This window comes from Cesiribacter andamanensis AMV16 (assembly GCF_000348925.1).
GTDB classification, from domain to species: Bacteria; Bacteroidota; Bacteroidia; order Cytophagales; family Cyclobacteriaceae; genus Cesiribacter; species Cesiribacter andamanensis.
On record NZ_AODQ01000228.1, the window covers coordinates 1 to 1,920 of the forward strand.

General features: G+C 56.0%; 2 protein-coding genes. Both read left to right on the top strand.

Annotated elements, in window-relative coordinates; genetic code table 11:
• On the top strand, window positions 1-1,075 hold a 1,075-nt coding region (locus tag ADICEAN_RS20660; RefSeq protein WP_040398689.1), incomplete at its 5' end, for a tetratricopeptide repeat protein.
• Window positions 1,076-1,191: 116 nt separating this feature from the next.
• Complete coding sequence (locus ADICEAN_RS20665) at window positions 1,192-1,674, top strand: GAF domain-containing protein (RefSeq protein WP_009197622.1); 483 nt, start codon at window positions 1,192-1,194, stop codon at window positions 1,672-1,674.
• The last annotated feature ends 246 nt before the right edge of the window (window positions 1,675-1,920 follow it).

Genomic DNA, 1,920 nt, shown 5'->3' on the forward strand with positions numbered 1-1,920 from the left:
AGCACAGGCTGCCCTTGGGCTGCAACCTGCCAATCCCATGGTTCATTACATCCATGCCCGGGTGCTGTACCGCCAGGACCGCAGAAAAGAAGCCATTGCCTCCCTGCACGAGGCCATCTCCCTGGACCCTTCCGATGCCGATTATTACGGGCTGCTGGCGGCCATGCTCATGGACGACCTGCAGTTTGCCCCCGCGCTGGAGGCTGCCGAAAGAGGCTTGAGCTATGATCCCGAGCATGTACTGTGCCTGAACATCCGCTCCCGCCTGCTGTTTAAGCTGGACCGTAAGCAGGAGGCTGTACAAACCATTGATAAAGCCCTGGAGCAGGACCCTGACAACGCCAGTACCCATGCCAACTACGGCTGGGCCTGGCTAGAGAAGGGGGATGCCAAACAGGCACTGGAGCATTTTAGAATGGCGCTGCAGCTGGACCCTACCATGGCGTATGCCAAGGAGGGGATGAAAGAAGCGCTGAAGGGACGCTACTGGGTCTACCGCCAGTACCTGCGCTATGCCTTCTGGATCAGCAACCAAAGCAGCAAACGGCAGTGGATCTTCATTATCGGCATCTATGTGATCTACCGCCTGGTGCGCTCGGCGGCGGAAAGCAATGCTGAGCTGGCACCTTTCTTAACCCCCATCATTCTGCTGTACTTCCTGTTTGTATTTTCTTCCTGGCTCATGAATCCGCTGGGCAACCTCTTTCTGATGCTCAATACCTACGGCCGCTATACGCTTACGGAAAGCGACCGGCGTGCAGCTACGTTTGTGGGCATTTCGCTGGGCATTTCGCTGTTGGGCTTTGCCAGCTGGATTGCAACCGACCTGGAGGGCATGCTGGCCCTGGGCTATCTGGGCTTCACCCTGATGATCCCCCTTGGCTCGATGGATCTGCCCGGCAAGCCTAAAGACCGCAAATTCCTGAACATCTATACCCTTGGCCTGCTGCTGCTGGGCCTGGGCGCTGTAGCCCTGGCCCTGACAAGTGGGGAGCTTTTCAATGGATGTGCCATTCTGTACCTGCTGGGCTTCTTTGTCTATCAATGGGTGGCCAATGCCAAGATGACACGCTAAGCCGTCCCCTGCCGGCTCTCTGGTGATGAAGGAACAAGGGGTGTTGCCCTGCTGACAAAGAATTGTACAGATCAGCATTTTGCTTCGTAACTTGCGCACCAAACCTATTGAATACCATGGCTGAAGAACTCCATATATCCCAAACCGCCACCCGGGCGGAGAAATACGAATCGCTGATTCCCCAGATCGAAGCCCTCACCAGCGGCGAGCCCGATCTGTATGCCAACCTGGCCAATACGGCAGCGGCCCTCCGGCAGGCCTTTGGCTTTTTCTGGGTAGGCTTTTACCTGGTAAAAGGGGAGGAGCTGGTATTAGGCCCCTTTCAGGGACCCATTGCCTGCACCCGCATCCGCAGGGGCAAGGGGGTATGCGGCGCCAGCTGGGAACGGCGGGAGAGCATCCTGGTGCCCGATGTAGACCAGTTTCCCGGCCATATTGCCTGCAGTAGCGCCAGCCGCAGCGAGGTGGTGGTACCCGGCTTTAAGGGCGATGAGGTAGCCCTGGTGCTGGATGTAGACTCCGACCAGCTCAACGACTTCAGCGACACCGACCAGCACTACCTGGAGCAGCTGATGCGGGTGGTGGAGAAGTGGTTTTAGATTGGATATGAGTAGGGGGGTAGTGAGTAGAGAGACAAAAACATGAGTCATCCCGAATTTTAGAGAATACTTATTTTTAATAAAAACGGCCTCTGAAATTATTCAGGGGCCGTTTTTATTATCTAGAGTCGTCTTTGCGATGGAGCGGAGCGGAAGAAGCAATCTGGTTACTCTATGCTTGGATGCCAGATTCCTTCGCCACCGAGGCCCGGTCGTACCTCCTCGGAATGACGAGCTTCTAGAAGC